The 15353-nt window shown below is 49.0% G+C and carries 15 protein-coding genes and 1 pseudogene; 10 read left to right on the top strand and 6 right to left on the bottom strand.

Annotated features, from left to right (window positions below):
* The first annotated feature begins 186 nt into the window (after positions 1-186).
* The 3 genes from EYA81_RS08355 to EYA81_RS08345 all read left to right on the top strand — a co-directional run bounded on the left by EYA81_RS08355 (position 187) and on the right by EYA81_RS08345 (position 3164).
* A complete protein-coding gene (locus EYA81_RS08355) occupies positions 187-1125 on the top strand; it encodes a cation diffusion facilitator family transporter (RefSeq protein WP_117601096.1) in 939 nt (312 codons plus the stop codon).
* A gap of 75 nt (positions 1126-1200) precedes the next feature.
* A complete protein-coding gene (locus EYA81_RS08350; RefSeq protein ID WP_044468321.1) occupies positions 1201-2208 on the top strand; it encodes an NAD(P)-dependent oxidoreductase in 1008 nt (335 codons plus the stop codon).
* Positions 2199-3164, top strand: a complete 966-nt coding sequence (locus tag EYA81_RS08345) for a phosphatase PAP2 family protein (RefSeq protein ID WP_005830954.1) — start codon at positions 2199-2201, stop codon at positions 3162-3164. The genes EYA81_RS08350 and EYA81_RS08345 overlap by 10 nt, the downstream gene beginning before the upstream one ends.
* Here EYA81_RS08345 and EYA81_RS19800 read toward each other — a convergent pair.
* The 3 genes from EYA81_RS19800 to dusB all read right to left on the bottom strand — a co-directional run bounded on the left by EYA81_RS19800 (position 3161) and on the right by dusB (position 4625).
* Positions 3161-3286: a hypothetical protein gene (locus EYA81_RS19800; RefSeq protein WP_005834280.1), complete on the bottom strand. Its 126-nt coding sequence runs from the start codon at positions 3284-3286 to the stop codon at positions 3161-3163. The genes EYA81_RS08345 and EYA81_RS19800 overlap by 4 nt on opposite strands.
* 10 nt (positions 3287-3296) lie before the next feature.
* Positions 3297-3542, bottom strand: coding sequence for a hypothetical protein (locus EYA81_RS08340; RefSeq protein ID WP_153880885.1), 246 nt, complete (start codon positions 3540-3542; stop codon positions 3297-3299).
* 102 nt (positions 3543-3644) lie between these two features.
* Positions 3645-4625 carry a tRNA dihydrouridine synthase DusB gene (gene dusB / locus EYA81_RS08335; RefSeq protein ID WP_005834282.1) on the bottom strand — a complete coding sequence of 327 codons (981 nt, stop codon included), beginning with the start codon at positions 4623-4625 and terminating at the stop codon, positions 3645-3647.
* Between the two features lie 69 nt (positions 4626-4694).
* Between dusB and EYA81_RS08330 the strand changes: the two genes are divergently transcribed.
* Genes EYA81_RS08330 through dprA form a run of 3 tightly spaced genes read left to right on the top strand, consistent with a single transcriptional unit; the run spans position 4695 to position 7565 of the window.
* Positions 4695-5987, top strand: coding sequence for a peptidase U32 family protein (locus EYA81_RS08330; RefSeq protein ID WP_117964979.1), 1293 nt, complete (start codon positions 4695-4697; stop codon positions 5985-5987).
* Between the two features lie 31 nt (positions 5988-6018).
* Positions 6019-6435 (top strand): thioesterase family protein, encoded by a 417-nt coding sequence (locus tag EYA81_RS08325; protein WP_117601073.1) that lies wholly within the window; start codon positions 6019-6021, stop codon positions 6433-6435.
* An 11-nt stretch (positions 6436-6446) separates the two neighbouring features.
* A complete protein-coding gene (dprA, locus tag EYA81_RS08320; protein ID WP_117964977.1) occupies positions 6447-7565 on the top strand; it encodes a DNA-processing protein DprA in 1119 nt (372 codons plus the stop codon).
* A gap of 19 nt (positions 7566-7584) precedes the next feature.
* Here the strand turns inward: dprA and EYA81_RS08315 are convergent, their stop codons facing one another.
* A complete protein-coding gene (locus EYA81_RS08315) occupies positions 7585-8385 on the bottom strand; it encodes a glycerophosphodiester phosphodiesterase family protein (RefSeq protein ID WP_117601075.1) in 801 nt (266 codons plus the stop codon).
* A 518-nt stretch (positions 8386-8903) separates the two neighbouring features.
* Between EYA81_RS08315 and EYA81_RS08310 the strand changes: the two are divergent.
* From EYA81_RS08310 to EYA81_RS08295, 4 genes and pseudogenes are all read left to right on the top strand, one after another.
* A pseudogene (locus tag EYA81_RS08310) lies at positions 8904-9443 on the top strand (DUF3575 domain-containing protein); the annotation flags it as partial.
* A complete protein-coding gene (locus EYA81_RS08305) occupies positions 9440-10423 on the top strand; it encodes a DUF5119 domain-containing protein (protein ID WP_118696482.1) in 984 nt (327 codons plus the stop codon). The pseudogene EYA81_RS08310 and the gene EYA81_RS08305, both read left to right, overlap by 4 nt.
* A gap of 45 nt (positions 10424-10468) precedes the next feature.
* Positions 10469-11437 (top strand): fimbrillin family protein, encoded by a 969-nt coding sequence (locus EYA81_RS08300; RefSeq protein WP_131225622.1) that lies wholly within the window; start codon positions 10469-10471, stop codon positions 11435-11437.
* Positions 11438-11612: 175 nt separating this feature from the next.
* Positions 11613-12476 (top strand): AraC family transcriptional regulator, encoded by an 864-nt coding sequence (locus EYA81_RS08295; protein ID WP_117601097.1) that lies wholly within the window; start codon positions 11613-11615, stop codon positions 12474-12476.
* 138 nt (positions 12477-12614) lie between these two features.
* On the opposite strand, the gene EYA81_RS08290 is transcribed toward EYA81_RS08295, so the two are convergent.
* Positions 12615-13370, bottom strand: coding sequence for a succinate dehydrogenase/fumarate reductase iron-sulfur subunit (locus EYA81_RS08290; RefSeq protein ID WP_005830925.1), 756 nt, complete (start codon positions 13368-13370; stop codon positions 12615-12617).
* A 33-nt stretch (positions 13371-13403) separates the two neighbouring features.
* Positions 13404-15350 carry a fumarate reductase/succinate dehydrogenase flavoprotein subunit gene (locus EYA81_RS08285; protein WP_117601079.1) on the bottom strand — a complete coding sequence of 649 codons (1947 nt, stop codon included), beginning with the start codon at positions 15348-15350 and terminating at the stop codon, positions 13404-13406.
* Positions 15351-15353: the final 3 nt, after the last annotated feature.

The raw sequence follows: 15353 nt of genomic DNA, 5'->3' as shown, positions 1-15353 counted from the left end.
GATAATGAATTAATGTGCACATTGTTCTCTCTTGCAAAGTAAACAAATAAATACGTTCCTTCGTTCACTCAGACTTCAAAATATTATCATTCTATTGAAAATAATGAAGAGACGACAGATTGTAATGGATTTATGTACTATATTTGCACAAAAAGCGAGATAGGCTGTACCTTAGACGAAAAGCAGATGGAAATGCAAACTCTGAACAAAAAAGCAGATGCCACACGGGAAAAAGACATTTACCGGGTGACGGTTGTGGGAAGTGTGGTAAACTTTCTCTTGCTTGTCTTCAAGTTCTTTGCAGGTATTGTGGGGCACAGTGCCGCCATGCTGGCGGATGCGGTGCATTCTTTGTCGGATTTCATTACAGATATTATTGTCATTGTATTTGTGCGCATCTCAGCAAAGCCCGAGGATGAGGGGCACGATTACGGTCATGGCAAGTACGAGACGCTGGCAACTGCCATTATCGGTGTCTTTCTGTTGTTTGTGGGATTCGGCATTTTCTGGAACGGGGCTTCCTCCATTTACCGTTTCCTGCAAGGCGGTTCTTTGCAGGAGCCCGGTATGCTGGCGCTGGTGGCTGCATTGGTATCCATCGTTTTCAAGGAAGTGCTTTATCAATATACCGTTTTCAAGGGTAGGAAGTTGAATTCGCAGGCGGTTGTTGCCAATGCCTGGCATCACCGGAGTGATGCGCTTTCATCCATAGGCACGGCAGTGGGGATAGGTGGAGCCATTCTTTTGGGTGACCATTGGCGGGTGCTGGACCCGGTGGCGGCGGTTATTGTCAGCTTCTTCATTATGAAGGTGGCTGTGCAATTGTTGATACCGTGTGTGGACGAACTGTTGGAGAAATCATTGCCTGCCGAGGTAGAGGATGAGATAATAAAGACAATTCTCTCTTTTCCCGGTATCAGCTCGCCGCATCACCTTCGTACGCGTCGCATCGGCAGTTATTGTGCCATCGAGGTGCATGTGCGTATGGATGGCAGCATCTCGCTGGAGGAAGCTCACGAGACGGCAACGGCGGTGGAGAACAAGTTGAAAAGGCAGTTCGGCAAAGGAACACTGGTCAGCATCCATGTGGAGCCGGTGAAGAAGAGTAACGAGGCGACAAAGTAATAAAGGAGCGCCAAGGTGACGGATTGGATGAAAAGTAATCGGATGAAAAGTAATTAGTAATTTGTAACTGAAGAAGTGGAATCGATTTTAATTACAGGAGCAAGCGGATTTATCGGAAGTTTCATCGTGGAGGAAGCGTTGAAGCGCAAGTTCGGTGTGTGGGCGGGTGTACGCTCGTCCAGCAGCCGCGAGTATCTGCGTGACCGCAAGATACATTTTCTCGAACTGGACTTTGCGCATCCCAATGAACTGAGGGCGCAGCTTTCGGGACATAAAGGGACCTACAATAAGTTTGATTATATTGTTCATTGTGCCGGTGTGACGAAGTGCGTGGACAAGAACGAATTCGATTTGGTGAATTACCTGCAGACCAAATACTTCATCGATACGCTGAGGGAGCTGAACATGATTCCCAAGCAGTTTATTTTCATCAGTACGCTGAGTGTGTTCGGTCCGGTACGCGAGAGGACCTACGACCCGATTATGGAGAGTGACCCCCCTTCACCCAATACCGCCTACGGGCTCAGTAAACTGAAAACAGAACTTTATTTGCAGAGTATTCCGGGTTTCCCCTACGTCATCTACCGGCCGACGGGTGTATACGGGCCGCGTGAGAAGGATTATTATCTTATGGCAAAGTCCATCCGGCAGCATACGGACTTTTCTGTGGGCTTCCGCCGCCAGGACTTGACGTTTGTATATGTAAAGGACATCGTGCAGGCCGTCTTCCTCGGGATAGAGAAGCAGGTGTCCCGCCGCGCCTATTTTCTGGCTGACGGGAAGGTGTATAGTAGCCGTGCTTTTTCCGATTTGATAAGGAAAGAATTGGGCAACCCGTTTGTTATTCGCCTGAGATGTCCGTTAATTGTATTGAAAGTCGTATCTTTGCTCGCTGAATTTTGGGCGAAGCGGCAGAACAAGACCAGTACGCTCAATTCGGACAAGTATAGAATAATGAAACAACGCAACTGGCAGTGTGACATCACACCGGCCGTCGAGGAACTGGGCTTCAGTCCTGAGTACGACCTGGAACGGGGTGTAAAGGAAACCATTGCCTGGTATAAGGATAAGGGATGGCTTTAGATTTATTTAAAAGGGTAGAAACCCGTAAGGGGCTTTTTGCGGTAGAGAAGATTACGCTGATATACAATTTGCTGACTTCCATTCTCATTCTGTTTCTTTTTCAGGAAATGGATCATCCGGTGCAGATGCTTGCAGACCGTGTTGTCATTGCGGGTATGACGTTCCTGCTGATGTATCTTTACCGGCTGGCACCCTGCAAGTTCTCTGCCTTTGTGCGCATAGCCATCCAGATGTCACTGCTTTCCTATTGGTATCCCGACACCTTTGAGTTCAACCGGATATTCCCCAATCTCGACCACGTGTTCGCGTCGGTGGAGCAGTGGATGTTTGGCGGACAGCCTGCTGTGTGGTTCTGTGAAAGGTTTCCGCAGATGTGGGTGAGCGAGCCGTTCAATATGGGATACTTCTTCTATTATCCGATGATTCTGCTGGTGGTGGTGTGGTATTTCCTTTATCGTTTCGACCTTTTCGAGAAGGTTTCGTTCGTCATCGTCACCGCTTTCTTCATCTATTACCTTATTTATATCTTCGTCCCCGTTGCCGGGCCGCAGTTCTACTTCCCCGCCATTGGAAGCGACCATGTGGCGCAAGGTATCTTCCCGTCCATCGGTGACTATTTCCATCACCATCAGGAACTTCTTCCCGGTCCGGGCTATGAGCACGGCTTCTTCTACAACCTGGTGGAGAGTTCCCAGCAGGTGGGTGAGCGTCCCACGGCTGCTTTTCCCAGTTCGCACGTCGGAATGTCTACGGTACTGATGATTATGGCATGGCGTGGCAGCAAGCGTCTGTTTGCCTGCTTGTTTCCTTTCTATCTGCTGTTGTGCGGGGCTACGGTCTATATCCAGGCACATTACCTGATAGACTCTATCGTGGGTTTCGTATCGGCTTTCGGCATTTATATCCTGGCCACGTGGATGTTCAAGCGATGGTTTGCGCAGCCGATGTTCCGCTAGTCGGGCACGGTGATTATCTTTCCACTGTCTGTGGGCAATACCAATGTACGCGGATAAACTTCTGCCGGAAGTGAATGCTGGAAGTTTACGATGAGCTGTTTGAGCAGTTTTTTCTTTTTCATAAAGACATATTTATGGGATTCTTTCTTTCTTGGGAAGACGAATATAGGGACTTGTTTCTTTCTGCCAAAGAAACAATGTTTTTTTTCTTGCCTCCTTGTTGGTAAGGTTTTGCCTTCCCATTGGCAAGGCTTTGCCACCGCGTTGGCAAAACTTTGCCATAGGCATGGCAAAAGTTTGCCAAGGGCAAGGCAAGTGGTTGGCAAAATTTCTTGCTGACAGACAGTGAGTTATGCGGATGGCAACAAAGCGTGTCATCTGCGTCTGAATAGCCCCCCTCTCAGAAGCTATTCAAGAAGGGGCGTGAGGATGATTGCTCAAATGTCGGACTCGATGGTAAAAATCGTATGCGGTTTTCTCCTATGGCAGCAACGGTTCTATCTCTTCGAAGATGCGGTACAGTTCCTCCTTCGTCTCTGCCCGCAGCATGGCTATCCGGGTGTCGCGGAAATTGGGAATCCCTTTGAAGAGCGGGCTTGCTGCCAGGTGGCGGCGCACGTGCAGTATGCCCCGTCGTTCATCCAGCAGGTTGACGCTGTCTTCCACTTCCTGGCGGAGTACGTTCAGCCGCCATTCGGAACTCAGCGGAGGGAGTTCTTCGCCCGTCTCCAAATAATGCTTCACTTCCTTAAAGAACCACGGGCGGCCGAAGCTGGCACGGCCTATCATGATGGCGTCCACACCGTAGAGGTCGAAGCATTCTTTGGCCCGTTGGGGAGTGGTGATATCACCGTTGCCGATGATGGGAATGTGCATGCGTGGGTTCTTTTTCACCTCGCCGATAAGTGTCCAGTCCGCCTCGCCGGTATACATCTGGGCGCGGGTACGGCCGTGGATGGTGAGGGCGGCAATGCCGCAGTCCTGCAACTGCTCGGCAAGGTCTACGATGATTTTACTGTTGGCATCCCAGCCCAGGCGGGTCTTCACGGTGACGGGAATCTTCACGGCATCTACCACGGCACGAGTGATTTCCAGCATCAGCGGAATGTTCTGTAGCATACCGGCACCGGCACCCTTGCCGGCAACGCGCTTCACGGGGCAGCCGAAGTTGATGTCCAGCGTGTCCGGATGTGCCTGCTCCACAATGCGGGCGGCTTCTACCATGGTGGCGGTGTCCCGTCCGTATATCTGTATGGCTACGGGCCGCTCTTCATCGCTGATATTCAGCTTCTGCTGGGTCTTGCCTACGGAGCGTATCAAGGCATCGGCAGAAACGAACTCGGTATATACCATGTCTGCTCCGAAGTGCTTGCACATCAGGCGGAAAGCAGGATCGGTAACATCCTCCATCGGGGCGAGGAATACGGGGCGTGGACCCAGGTCTATATCTTTAATCTTCATAATCTAAGCGGATTTGTCCGCAAAAGTACAGAAAAAAGCCTACCTTTGCATACTCTAATTCAAAAAGAAATGATGAAACACTCAATCAGTGACTTCGAAATCATGGCACCGGTAGGCTCGCGCGAATCTCTCGCAGCAGCCATACAAGCAGGTGCCGACTCCATCTATTTCGGTATCGAGAACCTGAACATGCGTGCCCGTTCGGCAAATACCTTCACTATCGACGATTTGCGGGAAATAGCCCGGACGTGCGACGAACATGGCATGAAGAGCTACCTCACCGTCAATACCATTATATACGACCATGACATTCCGCTGATGCGTACCATTGTAGATGCGGCAAAGGCGGCAGGTATCTCGGCTGTCATTGCCGCCGATGTGGCAGTGATGAGCTATGCCCGTCAGATAGGGCAGGAGGTACACCTCAGCACACAGCTCAACATCAGCAATGTGGAAGCCCTGCGCTTCTATGCGCAGTTTGCCGATGTGGTGGTGCTGGCGCGTGAGCTGAATCTGGAGCAAGTGGCAGAAATCTACCGCCATATCCGTGAGGAGAATATCTGCGGTCCCAGCGGAGAGCAGATACGTATAGAGATGTTCTGTCACGGTGCCCTTTGCATGGCAGTCAGCGGAAAGTGTTATCTCTCATTGCATGAAATGAACCACTCCGCCAACCGCGGTGCCTGCATGCAGGTATGCCGCCGCAGCTACACGGTGCGCGACAAGGAGACGGATGTGGAATTGGAGGTGGACAACCAGTACATCATGTCCCCCAAAGACTTAAAAACTATCCACTTCATGAACAAGATGCTGGATGCAGGTGTTCGTGTTTTCAAAATTGAAGGACGTGCCCGCGGACCCGAGTACGTGCGCACGGTAGTGGAGTGTTATAAAGAAGCCATTCGTTTCTATCTGGACGACACGTTCACCGATGAGAAGATTGCCCGGTGGGACGAACGTTTGAAGACGGTCTTCAATCGTGGTTTCTGGGACGGCTACTACCTGGGACAACGCTTGGGCGAATGGACCAAGAACTACGGTTCTGCCGCTACGGAACGTAAAATCTATGTGGGTAAGGGTATCCGCTACTTCTCAAACATCGGTGTGGCGGAGTTCCTGGTAGAAGCAGCCGAAGTGAGCGTAGGCGACAAGTTGCTGATTACGGGTCCCACAACGGGTGCCGAATTCGTCACTTTGGACGAGGCACGCGTCGATTTGAAACCCGTGCAGACTGTAAAGAAAGGCCAGCATTTCTCGATGAAATCGGTGAAAATACGTCCCAGCGACAAACTCTACAAGCTGGTCAGCGTAGAAGAACTGAAGAAGTTCAAAGGCTTGGATGTGGAGAAACAACGTGGCTAAGTATCAAATAGTAAATAGTCCAATAGTAAATATGAATTATATCTATGAACTTCCCATGAAGGTGCGCGACTATGAATGCGACCTGCAAGGCATCGTCAATAATGCCAATTATCAGCATTATCTGGAGCATACGCGCCATGAGTTTCTGTTGAGTGCCGGCGTCAGCTTTGCCGGACTGCACGAGCAGGGGGTAGACCCGGTAGTGGCACGTATCAATATGGCTTTCAAGACTCCCCTGAGGAGTGGTGACGAGTTTGTTTCCAAACTTTATATGAAGAAGGAAGGCATCAAGTACGTCTTCTATCAAGATATCTTCCGTGTTTCCGACGGTAAGGTCTGCCTCAAAGGCGTGGTAGAGACCGTGTGTGTAGTCAATGGCCGGTTGAGCGACAGCGAACTGTTCGACCGCCTTTTTGCCCCTTATCTCAACCCGTGTAAGTCCGTGTAATCTTTGGTGGAATGAACAGTGACGAACGGATTTGCAGTATAGCTCTCACACTTTGCCCCGGTATAGGACATATCGGGGCAAAGCGTTTAATAGAGGGTATGGGCAGTGCTGCCGAAGTATTCAGTCGGCGGAAGGAGCTTCCCGAAATCATGTCCGGTGTGAATCCGGGGGTAGTGACGGCTCTTGATTGTCCCGCTGCCTTTCTGCGTGCCGAGCAGGAGATGGAGTTTGTAGAGAAGAATCGTCTTTCCTGCCTGACGTTGAAGGATGAGGCTTACCCTTCGCGCTTGCGTGAATGTGAAGATGCGCCGATTGTACTTTTCTTTAAAGGAAACACCGATTTCAACCGCCTGCATGTCATCGATATGGTAGGTACACGTCGTGCCACCGATTACGGCAAGCAATTCTGTATCGACTTCCTGCGCGATTTGGCCGTTCTTTGTCCCGATGTGCTGGTAGTAAGCGGACTGGCCTACGGGATAGATATCCATGCCCATCGGGCCGCTTTGGCAAATCATCTCCCTACCGTTGCTGTCCTTGCTCACGGACTGGACCGCATCTATCCGTATGTCCACCGGAAAACAGCCATCGACATGCTGGCACAAGGCGGACTGCTGACCGAATTCCTTACCGGGACGAATCCGGACAAGCATAATTTCGTCAGCCGCAACCGTATTGTGGCGGGTATGAGTGATGCTACCATTGTGGTGGAGTCTGCCGCAAAGGGAGGTTCCCTTATCACTGCAGAGTTGGCGGAGGGATATCATCGTGACTGTTTTGCTGTTCCGGGACGTGTTACGGACGAATCTTCCATCGGTTGCAACCGGTTGATACGCGACAACAAGGCTGCCCTTATCCAGAATGCGGAAGAGTTTGTGCAGATTATGGGCTGGTCCGTAGCGGAGCAGCCTGCCCGGACAGAAGGTATTCAGCGTAATCTCTTCCCGGAACTGACGGAAGAGGAGGAGCTTGTTGTACGCATCCTTATGCGGCAGGGAGACCTCCATATCAATGCGATGGTGGTGGAAGCGGATATACCCGTCAACCGGATGAGTGCCTTGCTTTTTGAACTGGAGATGAAAGGAGTGGTCAAGGCAATGGTGGGCGGTGTCTATCATTTGCTGACCTAAGCGCAGCAGGTCTCTTGCCTTATATGGACGGTTGCCCGTATTTCATGATGAACTTTTCCGGATGGTCCGTCGCTATGATGTCTACCCCCAGGTCGACCGCCTTCTGGTTCTCTTCCGTCTTGTCGTCCAGCCCCAGGACAAGTGCCAGTACCTGCAGGTTGTGCTCGCGGCATTTCTTTACGAATTGCGGGGTAAGGGAGTCAATCCAGACGACAGCGATGTCGGGATGCAGTTCCTTTACGACATGCTCTATGTCCTTTTCACTTTTGATGTAGGCTTGCAGGGTTCTTACCTCGGGTGCCATTTTTCTGAAGCATTTGGCATGATACTCCTTGCTGAAGGTGAAGTTGCAGTTTTCCAGCATGCCTTCGTCCTTTATCAGATTCAGTAATTGGTGCAGACCGCCGTTGCGGTAGTCGATGGTGATTCTTAAACCGTGCTCTTTGGCCTTGCGTAGCAGGTCGGTAAGGCGTAGTACCCGTTGTCCGGCAAATCGGGGCGCAAACCAAGAGCCGGCATCCAGTGTGTCGATGTCGGCGGACAGCCATTGGGAGATGGCGCCGGTACCGTTGGTGGTACGGTCGAGGGTGGAATCGTGCAGTACGTAGAAGACACTGTCCTTACTGATGCAGACATCGCATTCTATATTGCCTACACCGTATTTGATGCACGAATCTACGGATGCCATTGTGTTTTCGGGAGCAATGGTGGCCGCACCACGGTGTGCGCTGGTCAGGGGTATCTTGGTGGTGGCAGGCCGTTGGGAACATCCTGCGGTAAGTAGGATTATGGAAAGCAATGCGAGTACCGGTTTTTTCATAATGGGCTCAAGTGGTGATGTTTTCTTCTTTAACAGTTATAAAAGCCATCGAAGATAGCTATTTTTTGTCATTCGGAGAAACGTATGGGTATAAAAAAAGGAGTACCGCCGTACTCCAACCTTTGTTAACCTTAAATCTAATACTATGAAAAAAATCACATTACAAATGTAAGGTTTCCATTGTTATCTTCCAAATTTCAGAATGATTCTGCTACTTCTTTTGTATTTCTTTCACTGAATTTTACTGTTTTCGCACACGGATTGACTTTTTGAGAGAGTATGGAAAGAATCTATTCACAGCGTCCCGGATAAGGCAAAAGTTGCAAATCTGTTTCAATCGTTTCACAGAACCTTTCAGCCTTTGAAAAGAGTGATGGAAAGTGGATTTTATTCGGTAATTATCTTCTACTTTTGTTTGTATACAACGCGAAATTATGGGAAAACGCATTCTTATATATGTTCTTTGGCTACTCCTTTTTTGCATGATGTCGGGGCAGGTAATAGGGCAGAATAAGTCGGCGGAATCTCATAGCCATACTTGTAAAACGGTGCTGGCGTTAAAAAATAATTTGCTTTACGACCTGGCCTTGGCTCCGAACATAGAAGTGGAGCTGCCATTGAGAAAGAGGTGGTCTTTGAATGTTGAGTACAAATGTCCTTGGTGGTCTGACAGCGGATGTGGTTTCTGTTATCAGTTCCTTTCGGGAGGGACAGAGGTACGTTACTGGTTGGGAAACCGCTATACGCATGGAATATTGTTCGGACATTTCCTGGGAGCATATGCCGAAGGAGGTACCTATGATTTTCAGTTGAAAAAGGAGAAGGGATACCGGGGGAAGTATTACGCTGCTGCTGGAATAACTTATGGATATGTGCGTCCACTGGCTCGGCATCTGGCGATTGAATTCAGTGTGGGTATTGGATACTTGGATACGGAGTACCGGAAATATACTTCTTATGGAAATGACTTGGTTTGGGTCAGGAGTGGAAAGTATCGCTTTATCGGGCCGACAAAAGCAAAAGTTTCTTTGGTGTGGCTTCTAACGTCGGGGAGATGAGTGGTATGAAAGATGCACGGCATATGATTCTCTGGCTGTTCTTCGGACTGTTGCCAATGCTGGGAAGCTGTGACTTCCGCGATATGCTGGATGATTATCCCGTTAGCGGAGTACAGATTAAACTGGATTGGAAAGGGGTGACGGATAAGCTGCCGCAGACCATGCGGATTATCTTCTATCCGAAAGATACTCAGAGGAGAAAGGTTGAAAGTTATCTGCCTGCCGAAGGGGGTGAGGTGAAGGTACCGCCGGGGAGGTATGCGGTGGTGGCCTATAACTTCAATACGGAGAGTATACAGATACGGGGCGACGAGAGTTATGAGACGATTGAGGCTTTTACAGGACACTGTACGGGGCTGGATATACACGAAGATATGGTTTGGTCGCCCGACCCTTTGTATGTGGTGGCTTTGGACGAGGTGGAAATAAGGCAGAGTGATGTGGCGCTTCCGTTGGACTGGAAGCCGGAAGCGGTAGTGGACCATTATTCCTTTGATATAAAGGTGGAAGGATGGGATAGAATATTGAGCATCATCTGCCATGTGGACGGCTTGAACGGAAGTTACTTTATAGGCAACCGTGCTTGCCATTTGAGCGAGGTACCTATATGTGTGAATACAAAGCGTGAAAACGGGCTTTTATGGGGGTATTTCTCCAGTTTTGTATTACTGAAAGATGCCAAGACCCGTGCGGATAGTCCTATGTTGCTGACATTGAAGATTGTGAAACGAGATAAAACGGTTCAAGAGGTGAAGGTGGATATCACGGAAGTGATTGAAACAGCTCCTCCCTCGGGAGGAGGCGAAGAAGAACCTGATGTGGGCGTTCCTGGGTCGGAAATCCATATCGAGGTTCCCGTACCGGAGGACAAGGTTGTGGTGGATGATTTGGAACCGGGAACCGATGAAGGAGATGGAGGGATTGGTGGCGATGTGGATGATTGGGATGATGAGACGGATGTGGAGCTACCGGTGAATTGATAGCAAACAGACAAATAAATATATTAACTTTAATAACAGACAATTATGAAGAAGGTTTTATTTTTGGCTTTGGCTGCAGCAGCAGTAATGAGTTGCTCGGAAAGTGAGGAGATAGAGAATGCCGGACAAAAGGCGGAGATTAAATTGGGAACAGTAGTGGGTAACACTACGAGAGCCGCAGTGACTGATTTGCCGGAATTGCAGAAGGTAGGGTTCACTGTGTATGCTTATAATACGGGAGCAACAACAATGGCCTCTGTTGCGACTTTTGATGCAATGAAGGAATTCATGGCAGATGTTAAGGTAACTTATAGTGCTCCCGACTGGAGTTTGACTGGGGGAACATATTATTGGCCAATGACGGATAACTTGCAGTTCTTTGCTTACGGGGATCCGGGTACCGGGGCCTTGACGTACAATCAACCGGCTGCTGGTGCTATATATCCTTCCATTACTTATACGGTAGCGGATGTAGTTACCCAAACGGACTTGGTAGCCGCGAAAGCGACGGATGCAACCAAGGCATCAAATGCCAGTGGGGTATCTTTGAAATTCGGCCATATACTGACGCAAATAAATTTCACTGTCAAGGCAGCCGACGCTTTGACTTATAAACTGAAAACACTTACAATATCCGGTGTGCACAATAAGGGAACTTATGGTTTTGATGATTCAACATGGAAGTCACAGGAAGGAACGGCTACTTATGCACATACGATTGACGGTGGTGCATTGGAAGTGAATACAACGGGTGTGGAAGTGAATACAGCCTGGATGTTGATGCCCCAGACGTTGGATACGAACGCCAAAATCAATGTTGTCTATGACATCTATGAGAAAGACGTTCTTCTTGATACTGTAACTTCCGCCATTGACTTGGATGGTACACAAGCCTGGGGTGAAGGCAAAAAGATACGTTATACGCTGACGCTGGCCAATAAGGCGGCAAAAGTAACCTTTGTACCTGAAGTTGGTCCGTGGAGTACGGCTGATGATACGAATGTGGAAAAATAAAAGGCAGTATCCATAATTTTGTGTAAATAGAAACGGGTACTGTCCGCAAAACTGAATTGCTTCTATTTTATTCATTCCCCGAGACTTCTTTATGAAAGTTTTCGGGGAATGTTTCTTTTATGAGTATTATTTATCTATTTTTGTCACTGCAACAAACAAACAAATCTACTTGCCGATGCCCAACTCTTCTGCTTGCGGAGGTAAAAAACAATGCGCTCAATGTCCCAAGGCTGTGGACAATGCAATAATATATGCTTCTCACCCCAGAGGATTCCATCTGCCGGCACGGAAGTGTGAGGAAAATATTGTAATTTTTCTGCTGCAAGGAGAAGTGCTTGTTAACAGTAAGGAGTATGCGGGAACTGTGTTGCATGCAGGTGAGTTCATCCTTCAAGCCATTGGTTCAAAGTACGAAATACTTGCCATGACGGATGTGGAATGTGTTTGTTACCGGTTCAGTAAGCCTGAATTCTTCTGTGAGGACCGGTATAACCATATCATGAAAGAGATTACCCCTCCATTGATATTCTGTCCTTTGACCATTACTCCCGAATTGCAGCTCTTTCTGGAAAGTTCCAAGGCCTATTTGTCCGAGGAGAAAATTTGCCGGGAAATGCTTTGTTTCAAACGGAAAGAACTTGCTTTCATTCTTGGAAATTATTACTCCGACTATGAGCTTTCCATGCTGATACATCCTCTTGCCCAGTATACTAATTCCTTCCATTACTTTGTCTTGCAGAATCATGCCAAAGTCAAGACAGTAGAGGAATTTGCCCAGCTGGGAGGATATACAGTGGCTACTTTCCGGCGTATATTCAATTCTGTTTTTCATCAACCGGTGTACGAGTGGATGATGGAACGGAGGAAGGAAAGTGTGGTTTATGAACTTCGTTATACGGATGCTTCCATATCAGAGATTTGCTATAAATATGGCTTTGAATCGCTGCCTCATTTTTCCAATTTCTGCAAAAAGAATTTCGGGGCTTCTCCCCGTAGCTTGCGTGCCGGCAATTTATCTGAAGTAAGCGGCATGTCATAAAAAAACTCCTCCGGCGGTTTCCCGGCAGAGGAGTCTCTTGTGATATTAATCAAATATAGTGAAAGCTGAGTGATAAATCTGAGCTTGCTCAAAAGGTTTATCCGAAGCGCATCCTATATTATTTGCAGAAAGACCGGATTAGTCTTTCAGTTTCGCAATGATAAAGTCGCGGTTCAAACGAGCAATGTTGCTGATGGAAACATTCTTCGGGCATTCTGCTTCGCACGCACGGGTATTGGTACAGTTACCGAAACCGAGTTCGTCCATCTTGCTCAACATAGCCTTGGCACGGCGCAATGCTTCCGGTTTGCCTTGGGGCAACAGGTTCAGCTGGCTCACTTTGGCAGAAACGAACAGCATAGCAGAACCGTTCTTACAAGCAGCCACACAAGCACCACAACCGATACAGCTGGCAGCATCCATAGCCTCGTCAGCGATGGGCTTCGGAATCAGGATAGCGTTGGCATCCTGGGGAGCACCGGTACGTACGCTGACGTAGCCGCCTGCCTGCATAATCTTGTCGTAGGCCGTACGGTCGACCATCAAGTCCTTGATAACCGGGAAACCGGCAGAGCGCCACGGTTCAACAGTGATGGTATCGCCGTCGTTGAAACGACGCATATAAATCTGGCAAGTCGTAGCGCCGGTTGCAGGACCGTGGGGGTGTCCGTTGATGTAGAGCGAACACATACCGCAGATACCTTCGCGGCAGTCGTGGTCGAATACAACCGGTTCTTTACCTTCAGAAATCAGCTGTTCGTTCAGGATATCCAGCATTTCGAGGAATGAGGTATCGCCCGGGATATCTTTCATTTGGTATGTTTCAAAAGCGCCTTTTGCTTTCGGACCCTTCTGGCGCCATACCTTGAGCGTAAATGATATATTTTTATCCATTTTCTTTAATTCTTTAAATGTTCAACTTCCCGATTAGCTCTTGTAGTTACGAGTCTGTACCTTGATTGCTTCGTAAACCAGCGGCTCTTTCAGCAATACCGGTTCCTTTTCGTCAGAACCCTGATATTCCCAGCAAGCCACGTAGAAGTAGTTTTCATCGTCACGTTTGGCTTCGCCTTCTTCAGTCTGATATTCTTCACGGAAGTGACCACCGCAGCTTTCGTTACGGTTCAGTGCATCGTAAGCAACCAGCTCGCCCATAGTGATGAAGTCGTACAGACGGATAGCCTTGTCGAGTTCTACATTCATACCTTCCTTGTCGCCCGGGATGAACAGTTCTTTCTCGAACTCCTTGCGGACTTCTTTCAGCTTCTTCAGACCTTCCTTCAAGCCTTCGGCCGTACGTCCCATACCTACATATTCCCACATAATGTGGCCCAGTTCCTTGTGGATAGAGTCTACAGACTTCTTACCCTTGATGTTCATCATCCAGTCAATCTTCTCCTGAACGGCCTTTTCTGCAGCTGCAAATTCGGGCAGGTCGGTAGAGAAACGGGGAACTGTAATCTGGTCGGCCAGATAGTTCTGGATAGTGTAAGGCAATACGAAGTAACCATCGGCCAGACCTTGCATCAGGGCGGAAGCACCGAGGCGGTTTGCACCGTGGTCGGAGAAGTTACATTCACCGATGGCGAACAGTCCCTTGATGGAGGTCATCAGTTCGTAGTCAACCCAGATACCACCCATGGTATAGTGGATAGCCGGATAAATCATCATCGGGTTTTCGTATGGGCTGACATCAGTGATTTCTTCATACATATCGAAGAGGTTGCCGTAACGTTGTGCAACGACATCTTTACCCAGGCGGTTGATAGCTTCGGAGAAGTCAAGGAATACGGCAAGACCGGTGTTGTTCACGCCGAAGCCCTTGTCGCAGCGTTCTTTGGCAGCGCGGCTGGCAACGTCACGCGGAACGAGGTTACCGAATGCCGGATAACGGCGTTCCAGGTAGTAGTCGCGGTCTTCCTCGGGAATATCTTTTCCTTGCAGTGTACCTTCCTGCAGTTTCTTGGCATCTTCCAGCTTCTTCGGAACCCAGATACGCCCATCGTTACGCAGAGATTCGGACATCAAAGTCAGTTTGGACTGCTTGTCACCGTGAACCGGAATACAAGTGGGGTGAATCTGTACGTAAGCAGGGTTGGCAAACCAGGCACCTTTACGGTAGCAAGCCATTGCAGCAGAGCAGTTACATGCCATTGCATTGGTAGAAAGGAAGTAGGTATTGCCGTAACCACCGGTAGCGATTACCACAGCGTGGGCGGCAAAACGTTCCAATTTACCGGTAACGAGGTTCTTTGCAATGATACCGCGGGCACGTCCGTCAATGAGGACAACATCTTCCATTTCGTAGCGGGTGTACAGTTTTACGGTACCTACGTTCACCTGGCGGCTCAATGCAGAGTATGCACCCAGCAACAGCTGCTGTCCGGTCTGACCTTTAGCGTAGAAAGTACGTGATACTTGGGCACCACCGAAAGAACGGTTGTCCAGTGTACCGCCGTATTCGCGGGCGAAAGGAACACCTTGTGCAACGCATTGGTCGATAATATTGTTGGATACTTCAGCCAGACGGTAAACGTTGGCTTCGCGGGCACGGTAGTCGCCACCTTTTACTGTATCGTAGAACAGACGGTACACAGAGTCACCGTCGTTTTGGTAATTCTTAGCAGCATTGATACCACCTTGTGCAGCGATGGAGTGTGCACGGCGCGGAGAGTCCTGGATACAGAAGTTGAATACTCTGAAACCCATTTCGCCCAGAGAGGCGGCAGCACTGGCACCGGCAAGTCCGGTTCCTACTACGATGATGTCCAGACGACGTTTGTTGGCAGGGTTTACTAATTTTTGGTGAGCCTTATAATTGGTCCATTTCTCAGCCACCGGTCCTTCCGGTATTTTAGAATCTATCTTAGTCATAAT

The organism is Bacteroides sp. A1C1 (assembly GCF_004328515.1).
GTDB lineage: Bacteria > Bacteroidota > Bacteroidia > Bacteroidales > Bacteroidaceae > Bacteroides > Bacteroides uniformis.
Note: the sequence above shows the minus strand (reverse complement) of the source record. Positions and strands in the feature narration are given on the sequence as shown.

Bases quoted from the DNA above. Each gene is read 5' to 3' on its own strand.
- EYA81_RS08340 (WP_153880885.1), bottom strand. From the start codon at position 3,542: ATGACACGCTTTGTTGCCATCCGCATAACTCACTGTCTGTCAGCAAGA.
- EYA81_RS08290 (WP_005830925.1), bottom strand. From the start codon at position 13,370: ATGGATAAAAATATATCATTTACGCTCAAGGTATGGCGCCAGAAGGGT.
- EYA81_RS08300 (WP_131225622.1), top strand. From the start codon at position 10,469: ATGAAGAAGGTTTTATTTTTGGCTTTGGCTGCAGCAGCAGTAATGAGT.
- dusB (WP_005834282.1), bottom strand. From the start codon at position 4,625: ATGAAGATTAAAGATATAGACCTGGGTCCACGCCCCGTATTCCTCGCC.
- EYA81_RS08345 (WP_005830954.1), top strand. From the start codon at position 2,199: ATGGCTTTAGATTTATTTAAAAGGGTAGAAACCCGTAAGGGGCTTTTT.
- EYA81_RS08305 (WP_118696482.1), top strand. From the start codon at position 9,440: ATGAGTGGTATGAAAGATGCACGGCATATGATTCTCTGGCTGTTCTTC.
- EYA81_RS08325 (WP_117601073.1), top strand. From the start codon at position 6,019: ATGAATTATATCTATGAACTTCCCATGAAGGTGCGCGACTATGAATGC.
- EYA81_RS08355 (WP_117601096.1), top strand. From the start codon at position 187: ATGGAAATGCAAACTCTGAACAAAAAAGCAGATGCCACACGGGAAAAA.
- EYA81_RS08330 (WP_117964979.1), top strand. From the start codon at position 4,695: ATGATGAAACACTCAATCAGTGACTTCGAAATCATGGCACCGGTAGGC.
- EYA81_RS08295 (WP_117601097.1), top strand. From the start codon at position 11,613: ATGCCCAACTCTTCTGCTTGCGGAGGTAAAAAACAATGCGCTCAATGT.
- EYA81_RS19800 (WP_005834280.1), bottom strand. From the start codon at position 3,286: ATGAAAAAGAAAAAACTGCTCAAACAGCTCATCGTAAACTTCCAGCAT.
- EYA81_RS08285 (WP_117601079.1), bottom strand. From the start codon at position 15,350: ATGACTAAGATAGATTCTAAAATACCGGAAGGACCGGTGGCTGAGAAA.
- EYA81_RS08315 (WP_117601075.1), bottom strand. From the start codon at position 8,385: ATGAAAAAACCGGTACTCGCATTGCTTTCCATAATCCTACTTACCGCA.
- dprA (WP_117964977.1), top strand. From the start codon at position 6,447: ATGAACAGTGACGAACGGATTTGCAGTATAGCTCTCACACTTTGCCCC.